Consider the following 9,765-nt stretch of genomic DNA (forward strand, 5'->3'; position numbering starts at 1 on the left):
ATCTGGCTCATGGGCGGCTCGGATCAGGTGTTGCGGGGATTCTCGCATAACTGAAGGCTTGTTCGGAGATTCCCTAAGACGGTGAGTACGCGCAAAAGTCCATCGCTCAGATTCTCTCGCAGAAATCTATCTCACCCGAATCTAGTGCCTCCCCTGCATACTCCTACAACCGTTCGATACGCTGTTGTAGTTCAGCTACTTGGTGCTCTAGGCGAACGACACGGCTTTGCGGGCTGCCATCGCCAAAGCCCCAACCGCGGTCTTCCCGGTAAAGGGTCGCCCATATCCACAGGAACGGCCAGAGTGCATGCAATGTGAACATATTGACCCAGCCGGCGGCATGGATCGAATCCTGATGGGGGTGGTTACGCTGCCTGGCAGTTTCGCAAGGGATGTCATGGATAACAATTATCCCGTAAAACAGTACCAACCCAACAAAAATCAATAAACCCAGTGCAAAGTAATCGAGCATAGTTCCTTCCGTTAGTGGAGAACTAAACACTATTGGCAGTGTAGTGCAGAGGGCTATGGCCTGCCCCATAGCCCTGCCGCGCTTGCCCGAGGGCTCTACCCCCTCAATGTCACCATGGACACTGCCATCATCCTGCGGCCAGCCTGGCGCTTGATCTCGAGCAAGATGGTGACGAATTCGCGACGCAGGCGGTGACTGCGCATCTCCGGCATATTCAATATGCACAGCGGTCGCAGCACGGGCGCCAATACCGGAGGGCAACTTAGACTTCGTTGGGGCTCTTGAAGGCAATGCCTGAAATGCATCGAGATGCGCTGATAGGCTGAGTTCTAGATGCACCAACAAAGCTTCCACACCAACGGATGGGGTCTGGGATTCAACCAGCCCCACCCGCTTCTGGTTTACCGGACTCTTGCTAGCTTCGCGCCGAAGGAGTGTTGCGAGTCCGGCGAGCTTGGAACATCCGCTTAAACGGAGCTGCCAGTTGAGCCCCATATGCCGTTGGGTAGTCACGCTCTTGTAGCCCTACCTGGGCATCGCCGAGCTTGTCTGTTCCAGCGTAGAAGGTCCTAAACAGGTGATCCCACAGGAGCAAGAACTCGCCGAAGTTAACCTGAGCATCTTCAAACTCACGCTTGTGGTGCCAGCGGTGTGTCTCAGCAACGCTAATCACATTACGCATCCAGCCTAGCGAGTAGTCCAGATTGGAATGCTGAAATGCAAGATGTACTGTCAGGATGCCAAACCAGGTTGCGACGAGAGATGAAGGTGTTCCCATCGCGAAGAGCACCAAGAGTCCAGGGCCCGCCATGATCGCCGCGTGTAGTGGATGTCGACGCTCGCCATTCATCCAGTAAAGTCGCTCTGCACTGTGATGGGGTTCATGCAGGTGCCATAGCCACGGCACGTAGTGGCTGAGTCGGTGCATGCCGTAGAGACTGAGATCCAAAACCATGGCTACGATGAGTAGCTGGCACCACAGCGGCAAATCCGTTGGGAAGGTACGCGCAGCGTCAGGCACCCAATCGCCCAGCCGAGCCAGAACCGCAGCGGTGAACTGGATGACGGACAGATTCACGATCAGGTGGAGCAGATCGGTCAGTGTATCGTGGTGGTCGGCAAGCCAGCTCTGACGGAACGGTTGTAGACGCTCCAGCATGGCGACCAGAATAATTCCGACTACGGCAATCAGGGCTGTGCTGGGCCAATATGGCAAGCCCTCGGATAGCTGCCAGATCATCCAGCCAGCCGTACCGCCAAATATGACGGGATAGCTGAACCAGCGGATCATGAACCTTAAGCAATTGTTCATCATGCGGGCCCCTCTTCTTGATGACCCTACGTTAAACTGCCCCCAGGGTTCTGGCTTGAACAAAAAAGCTGATCTCAGCTGCTGAGACTGACCTGGCTCAGAGCTGAAGAAGGATCGAGGCCAAAGAGGCTGCGAAAGGTGCGAGAAAAGTGCGCGGAATCCGAGAATCCTGCTGCATGGGCGGCCCCTGTTAGACTTTGGCCAGCAGTAATGAGTTGTAACGCAGCGACTAGGCGAAGCCACTTACGGTAGCTGCGCAATGGCAAGCCAGTCTGTTCAACAAACCAATGAGAAAAGCGAGTCGTCGACAGGTGCATCAGATCTGCCAGTTCTTGTCTGCCATTGGTGGGCTCGTTCAAGGCTTCCAGGACAAGTTGCAGCCGTGGATCGATGATTGGTAGATTGATGAGATTAAGAAATTGGCGAACCGCTCCCCGCATTTTCTGTGCGGTGATACAGGGAGTTGCCAATAGTGTCTGCAGAGACAAAATGCTTTGCACATCGATAGGCAAGATGCTCGTAGAGGCAGTGAATGCCCGTGCCTCCTCAGAAAGTGCATCAAGGTAAATCGAAATAACCTCGACTGCTTCGATTCGATGAGTGACGCCCGCTTGAATGCAAATGGCTCGGGCCGTGACGTGGCTACCAGGTGTAGTCACCGTCAAGTCGTGGTTGATGCCAATGGTGATCTGGTGAGCCATGTGGCGGTGCCAATCATGATTGCCTACCTGCCCTAAAAACACCCCGAAACCTGGAGATACCCAAGCTTTGCCGTGCCAGCTGGCGCTCTGTGATACAATCACCTGATAGTTCCTCTGCTTTCCGCACCCTACTCCGAATGACACTCTATTTGATCCAAATCAACGAAGTGCCGTTATCGTCAAAAGGAACGCTCATACCTCGGGGCAATCTGCTATCGTCGCCCTATCGCCCCGCCTGGTGAATTGCTGTGCGTCGGATTGGATTGATCCTGCTAATGATTGCTAGCCTCGTGCTGCCGACCTTCGGCGGTTTGGCTTTCAGCATGCCGGCACAACCTTGCCCGATGCAGAGCGCCGATCATCAGGGCCATGCAATGGCCGATGCTCCGTGCTGCGAGCAAATGGACAAGTCTGATGGGGTGGCCAAGAAGTCCCCTTGCAAACCCGGCCAGGAATGCAAGACCGGAGGACTTCTCCAGACCACCGTGATCAAGAGCATATCCCCTCTCCCCTCACGCCCCGAGATATTGCTGACCCAGTCGGTGATTAAGCGAGAGCCCGCAGGACTCTGGCGCCCTCCTCGTTTCGTCTAATGCAGTGATCATCCCGCGCCTTACAGTCAGGCGCATCGTCGCGGTCACGTTTCGTAGTCGCGACTTCGATCAATCGCATTGGAGGCGAAAGCATGTCCGCTTTCCTTTTTCCACGCCGTGGCTTTCTCGGTGTGTTGGCTGCCGCATTCTGGGCAGCTCCCTGGCTTGCCGCGCAGGCGCAGCCCCTAACTTTCGAACGAGCCCAAGCTCTGGCCGAGCAGAGTGCCCCTGAGAACCTCGCGCGCCAGGCGCAGGTGGCATCGGCACAGCAGGCTGTCGAGCCCGCAGACGCCCTGCCCGATCCCAAGCTGATTCTAGGCATCGACAACCTGCCGATCGAAGGCCCTGACCGTTACACGCTTAATCGTGACTCCATGACCATGCGCCGCATTGGGTTCATGCAGGAAGTCCCCAACAGTGACAAGCGTCAGGCTCGGCGCCAGTTGGCCGAGGCTTCAGTAGGCCGAGCCGAGGCCGAGCAGCGTGCCATGCAGTTGGAGATCAAGCGCCAGACGGCAGTGAGCTGGCTGGATGTGTACTACGCCGAACGCAGTGTTGGCCTCTTCGATCAACTGGACCGTCAGATCGAGATGCTCCGCTCGACCGTGCAATCGCTGATTGCCGGCGGTAGTGCTCAGCCTGGCGAGCTGTTGCAGGCCGACCAGGAAGCTTTGGCGTTACAAGATCGGCGAGATGAACTGAATCGCGATGTGGCAGTAGCTCGTGCCAAGCTGCGCCGCTGGATAGGCAACGAGGCTGACCAGCCTTTGCAAGGAGGTGTTCCCAGTCTGAACCTGGTGGCACCGCACCTGCAGCAACGCATTGCCTCACACCCTGAGTTGCGCGCTGCCTCCGCCCGAGTCGGCGAGGCTAGCGCCGAGCTGAACGAGGCCATCGCCGAGAAGTCCCCCGACTGGGGTGTTGAGTTTGCCTACAACAATCGCGACAACCAGTTCGGCGATATGGTGATGGTGCAATTTACCTTCGACCTGCCGTTGTTCGTAGGCACACGTCAGGGGCCCAAGATCAACGCCAGACAACAAAGCGTGTCGCAGATGGAAGCCGAGCAGGAAGCATTACTGCGCGCCCATCAGGCTGAGCTGGAAGGCGGTATTGCCGAGCTTGAGCAACTGCGCAGGACCTTGTCACGCACCGAAAAAACCTTGATCCCGCTTGCAAGCAAACGTGCCGATCTCGAACTGGCCGCCTACCAAGCCGGTAACAGCCAGCTCACATCCGTTATTACTGCCCAGCGCGACCTGATTGATGCGCAACTGCGGCAGATTGAACAGCAGCGCAAGTTGAGCCAGCTCTCCGCAAGCCTGTACTACGCCTATGTGGAGGGCCTGAAATGAAGATATCGACATTTGGTTTTGCGGTCGCCGTGCTGACCGTGGGCATTGGCGCGGCGGGCGGTGGCTACTGGCTGGCCCAGCGGCAAGCCAAACACGAGCTACTGCCTAGCTCCGCACCGACGGACGAGCGCAAGGTGCTCTATTGGTACGACCCGATGCAGCCTGAGCAGCGCTTCGATAAACCGGGCAAGTCACCTTTCATGGATATGGAGCTTGTCCCTAAATACGCAGGATCCGAGCAAGATCCGTCTGTCCTGAGCGTCCCCGCTCAAGCCGTGCAGAACCTCGGAATGCGAACCTCGACGGTGATCCGCGGTGTACTGCCCTCGGATATCGAGGTGGTCGGCTCCCTGGCCTATAACCAGCGAGAGGTAGCGAACCTCCAGGCCCGCGCTGGCGGATTCGTCGAGCGGGTTTACGGGCGTGCCCCTGGCGATGTACTGCCAGCTGGAACACCCCTGGTCGACCTGCTGATTCCCGAGTGGTCCGCCGCGCAGTTGGAGTTCCTCGCGGTACTGCGTACCGGTGACGCCCGCTTGATCACTGCGGCCCAAGAGCGCCTCCGCCTGCTCGGCATGCCACAAGCGTTGATAGAGCAGGTTCGCCGCAGCGGCAAACCGCGGGCAGTGCAAACCCTCACCACACCTATCAGCGGCGAGCTCCAAGCCTTGCAGGTACGCGCCGGGATGACCGTTGAAGCCGGGCAGGATCTGGCGTTGATCAACGGGCTGTCCAGTGTCTGGCTCGATGCGGCGATACCCGAGGCCATGGCCGGAAGTATCCAGGTCGGGGACGAGATCCGCGCCAACCTGACGGCCTTTCCTGATCGACCGCTGCTGGGCCGCGTCATAGCCTTGCTGCCGAGTGCCGATCCGCAAACGCGCACGCTCACGGTACGCAGCGAGCTACCCAACCCTGCCGGTAAGTTGCGCCCCGGCATGTTCGCCGCCGTACGCCTGAACAGTGCCGTCGAACAATCCACGCTTCTTGTGCCGAGTGAAGCCGTGATTCGCACCGGCAAGCGTGCATTGGTGATGCTGGCCGAAGGCGACGGACGCTACCGCCCCCAGGAAATCACCTTGGGCCGCGAGGCCGATGGGCGTCTGGAGGTGTTTTCCGGTCTTGAGGAAGGTCAGGCGGTCGTTACCTCCGGCCAGTTCCTCATCGATTCGGAAGCCAGCCTGCAGGGCATCCTGGCCGGCAATGCAGAACAGGACAGCACGGAGGGGCTGCATGTGTCTCACGGCGTTATTCGCGCACTGGACGGGAAACAAGTCACCCTGGAGCATGGCCCCTTCGAGAGCCTGAATATGCCAGGTATGACCATGGCTTTTCCTCTGGTCAGCTCCGAAGTAGCTGTGGGACTTAAGCCAGGAGATCACGTACGCATCGCCGCACGTCAGACAAACTCCGGCCTGCTGATCGAGCAGCTCCGCAAGGAAGGAGACCAGCCATGATCGCGCGCCTGATCCATTGGTCGATCGGCAACCGCTTCCTGGTACTGCTGGCCACCCTGTTCATCACCGCCCTGGGCCTCTGGTCGCTGCGCAACACGCCGTTGGATGCACTGCCGGACCTATCTGACACCCAGGTCATCATCAGAACCAGCTTTCCCGGACAGGCACCGCAGATCGTCGAGAACCAGGTGACCTACCCACTGGCCACAACCATGCTCTCGGTACCGGGGGCGAAGACGGTGCGCGGCTACTCGTTCTTCGGCGACTCCTTCGTCTACGTGTTGTTCGAGGACGACACCGACCTCTACTGGGCGCGCTCGCGGGTGCTGGAGTACCTCAACCAGGCGCAGGAACGCCTGCCCGAGGGTGTTACCACCACCCTTGGGCCGGATGCCACCGGCGTGGGCTGGATCTACCAGTACGCCTTGGTCGACCGCAGCGGCCAGCATGATCTTGCCCAGCTGCGGGCACTGCAGGACTGGTTCCTCAAGTACGAACTCAAGAGCCTGCCCAACGTAGCCGAAGTGGCCACCCTCGGCGGCATGGTCAAGCAATACCAAGTGCTGCTCGATCCGCAGAAGCTGGTGGCTTATGGGGTAACTCAGCAGGAGGTCGAAGCGGCGCTGAAGAGCGCCAATCAGGAAACCGGCGGCGCCATCCTGGAGCTGGCAGAGCGCGAGTACATGGTGCGGGCTTCAGGCTATCTAGAGAGCCTGGCGGATTTCCGCAATGTGCCGCTGCGGGCTTCGGCCAGCGGAGTTCCGGTGCTGCTGGGTCAGGTGGCCACCATTCAGCTGGGGCCAGAGATGCGTCGTGGCATTGCCGAGCTGGATGGCCAGGGTGAAGTGGTAGGCGGCGTGGTCATCTTGCGCTCCGGAAAGAATGCCCGCGATGCCATCGCCGCGGTGAAGACCAAGCTGGACAGCCTGAAGGGCAGCTTGCCGGCCGGCGTCGAGGTGGTCACCACCTATGACCGTTCGCAATTGATCGACCGCGCCATCGATAACCTCAGCTACAAGCTGCTGGAAGAGTTCGCGGTGGTTGCCCTGGTTTGCCTGATCTTCCTCTGGCACCTGCGCTCGTCGCTGGTCGCGATCATCACCCTGCCCCTGGGCATCCTGATGGCCTTCATCGTCATGCGCTACCAGGGCGTCAATGCCAACATCATGTCGCTGGGCGGGATCGCAATCGCCATCGGCGCCATGGTCGATGCCGCCGTGGTGATGATCGAGAACGCGCACAAGCACATCGAGGCCTGGAAGGCTCGACACCCCGGTGAACCGCTTCAGGGCGAGGCGCACTGGCGGGTGATCGGCGAAGCTGCGGCCGAGGTCGGGCCGGCGCTGTTCTTCAGCCTTTTGATCATCACCCTGTCTTTCCTCCCGGTCTTCACCCTGGAGGCCCAGGAGGGTCGCCTGTTTGGCCCGCTGGCATTCACCAAGACCTATGCCATGGCTGCCGCTGCTGGCCTCTCGATCACCTTGGTACCGGTGCTGATGGGCTACTGGATTCGTGGGCATATCCCCAGCGAACAACAGAACCCCTTGAATCGTTGGCTGATCGGTGCATACCGGCCGGTGCTGGAGTGGGTGCTGGCTTGGCCTAAGGTGACCCTAGCGCTGGCCTTGCTAGTGTTTTTGTCCAGTCTCTGGCCCCTCAGCAGACTCGGAGGAGAGTTTCTGCCGCCGATGGACGAGGGCGACTTGTTGTACATGCCATCAGCCCTGCCCGGCTTGCCGGCCAGCAAGGCCACCCAGCTGCTGCAGCAAACCAACCGGATGATCCTCACGGTGCCCGAAGTGGCACGGGTATTCGGCAAGGCCGGGCGAGCAGAGACCGCCACCGATCCAGCACCGCTGGAAATGTTCGAGACCACGGTGCAGTTCAAACCACGCGATCAATGGCGCGCGGGGATGACACCCGAAAAGCTGATCGAGGAACTGGATCGCGCGGTAAAAGTTCCGGGGCTGTCCAATATCTGGGTGCCGCCCATCCGCAACCGCATCGACATGCTGGCGACGGGGATCAAGAGCCCCATTGGGGTGAAAGTGTCCGGAACCTCCTTGGTCGACATCGAGCGCATAACGCGCGATATCGAGGCCGTGGCCAAAGAGGTGCCTGGGGTGAGTTCGGCCTTGGCAGAACGCCTTACTGGCGGCCGTTACGTGGACATCCAGATCGATCGACTGGCCGCGGCGCGCTATGGCCTGAGCATCGCCGATGTGCAGGCGGTGGTATCGGGCGCCATCGGCGGCAGCAATATTGGTGAGACGGTTGAAGGACTGGCCCGCTTCCCGATCAACCTGCGCTATCCCAAGGAGTGGCGAGACAGTCCGCAGGCACTACGGCGTATGCCGATCCTCACGCAAGCCGGCCAGCAGATCACCTTGGGCACCGTCGCCCAGGTTAGTCTGACCGAAGGGCCACCAATGCTGCGCAGCGAGAACGGGCGTCTGTCCGGTTGGGTGTATGTCGATGTCCGTGGGCGCGACCTGGCATCGACCGTGCGCGAGTTGCAGCAACGCGTAGCTGAGCAGGTACAACTCGATGCTGGCATGACCGTCTCCTACTCCGGTCAGTTCGAGTTCCTGGAGCGCGCCAATGCACGGCTGGCCTGGGTGGTACCGGCGACCTTGTTGATCATCTTCGTGCTGCTTTACCTGACCTTCAGCCGCTTCGGTGAGGCCCTACTGATCATGGCCACCCTGCCCTTCGCCCTATCGGGCGGCATCTGGCTGCTCTACTGGTTCGGCTTCAACCTGTCGGTTGCCACTGGGGTCGGCTTTATCGCCTTGGCCGGCGTCTCGGCGGAATTTGGGGTGATCATGCTGCTGTACCTGAAGAATGCCTGGCATGCACGTATGGATGCCGGGCGCAGTGGTGACCCGGCACTACTGGAGGCAATTCGTGAAGGCGCAGTGCTGCGCGTGCGGCCTAAGGTGATGACGGTGGCCGTGATCATCGCCGGCCTGCTGCCGATCCTCTGGGGCGGTGGTGCCGGTTCCGAGGTGATGAAGCGCATCGCCGCGCCCATGGTCGGCGGCATGATTACCGCGCCACTGATGTCCATGCTGGTTTTGCCGGCCGCCTACTGGCTGATGCGAAGGCAGCGTACACAGAAGGTTCGCGCACCGCAGGAGCTATAGCTTTACAACCCCGGGCAAGCCACGCGCCAAGCTGACTCGCCCGGGTAACGCGGCAGGAAGCATTACGGCGATGTAACTTTGACTTCATTTTTATGACAGGTCGAGCGGATATATTTTAATCACCACCTTGAAGGAGTGATTAAACATGAAAAGCCTCAAAGTTATTGCAGCACTTGCCGTTATGGTTGTTTCCTCTACCGCTCTGGCAGAAGGCGGTGCTGATCGTGTTTATGGACGGATGATTCAGGCCAATGAGCAGGCCATGCAAGAGTATGCTGCCGCTAACGGAAAGAATCCGCCTGAAGTCATTCATTACCGCTACGGCATGAAGCTCGATATCGCTAAGGTCGTGGCCACTACCTCAACGGACTCTAGCTGCAATGTGATGCCGGCCCAGATGACCTACGAGGACTCCAACGGCGATCTGAATATTCTTGAATACCGTGCAGCCGGAACAGGTTGCCGGAACCAAAACTAATAAATGACATCGCGCTGACTGAAAAGTAATTTTCAAGACACCCTGACGTTATTTGGCATGTGGGAATATGGCCAAGGTGCGCCTGGTTATGCCCGGTGCGCTTGGCACATATATGCGACCACACAATGACAACTGCCAATAACATCAGGAGCATTTATGAATAACAGGACCCTGTTAGGGAATCTCCGAACAAGCCTTCAGTTATGCGAGAATCCCCGCAACACCTGATCCGAGCCGCCCATGAGCCAGAT

At 59.0% G+C, this 9,765-nt stretch carries 7 protein-coding genes; 4 read left to right on the forward strand and 3 right to left on the reverse strand.

Features of this window, described 5'->3' with window-relative positions; genetic code table 11:
• Positions 1-163: 163 nt before the first annotated feature.
• The 3 genes from ACGLHT_RS29605 to ACGLHT_RS29615 form a co-directional block, all read right to left on the reverse strand.
• Positions 164-472, reverse strand: a complete 309-nt coding sequence (locus tag ACGLHT_RS29605) for a DUF3302 domain-containing protein (RefSeq protein ID WP_274121221.1) — start codon at positions 470-472, stop codon at positions 164-166.
• 415 nt (positions 473-887) lie between these two features.
• Positions 888-1,787 (reverse strand): sterol desaturase family protein, encoded by a 900-nt coding sequence (locus tag ACGLHT_RS29610; protein WP_274121220.1) that lies wholly within the window; start codon positions 1,785-1,787, stop codon positions 888-890.
• 71 nt (positions 1,788-1,858) lie between these two features.
• Entirely contained in the window at positions 1,859-2,587 is a 729-nt protein-coding gene (locus ACGLHT_RS29615) for an AraC family transcriptional regulator (protein ID WP_274121219.1), read from the reverse strand.
• A 583-nt stretch (positions 2,588-3,170) separates the two neighbouring features.
• Between ACGLHT_RS29615 and ACGLHT_RS29620 the strand changes: the two genes are divergently transcribed.
• From ACGLHT_RS29620 to ACGLHT_RS29635, 4 genes are all read left to right on the forward strand, one after another.
• Positions 3,171-4,433 carry a TolC family protein gene (locus ACGLHT_RS29620; RefSeq protein ID WP_274121218.1) on the forward strand — a complete coding sequence of 421 codons (1,263 nt, stop codon included), beginning with the start codon at positions 3,171-3,173 and terminating at the stop codon, positions 4,431-4,433.
• Positions 4,430-5,890 carry an efflux RND transporter periplasmic adaptor subunit gene (locus ACGLHT_RS29625; protein WP_003452298.1) on the forward strand — a complete coding sequence of 487 codons (1,461 nt, stop codon included), beginning with the start codon at positions 4,430-4,432 and terminating at the stop codon, positions 5,888-5,890. The genes ACGLHT_RS29620 and ACGLHT_RS29625 overlap by 4 nt, the downstream gene beginning before the upstream one ends.
• Entirely contained in the window at positions 5,887-9,036 is a 3,150-nt protein-coding gene (locus ACGLHT_RS29630; protein WP_024616831.1) for an efflux RND transporter permease subunit, read from the forward strand. Before ACGLHT_RS29625 ends, ACGLHT_RS29630 begins: the two co-directional genes overlap by 4 nt.
• Positions 9,037-9,181: 145 nt before the next feature.
• Complete coding sequence (locus ACGLHT_RS29635) at positions 9,182-9,514, forward strand: DUF2790 domain-containing protein (RefSeq protein WP_123083986.1); 333 nt, start codon at positions 9,182-9,184, stop codon at positions 9,512-9,514.
• Positions 9,515-9,765 lie beyond the last annotated feature (251 nt).

It is taken from the genome of Pseudomonas sp. PsB (assembly GCF_043658375.1).
Taxonomy (GTDB): domain Bacteria; phylum Pseudomonadota; class Gammaproteobacteria; order Pseudomonadales; family Pseudomonadaceae; genus Aquipseudomonas; species Aquipseudomonas putida_Z.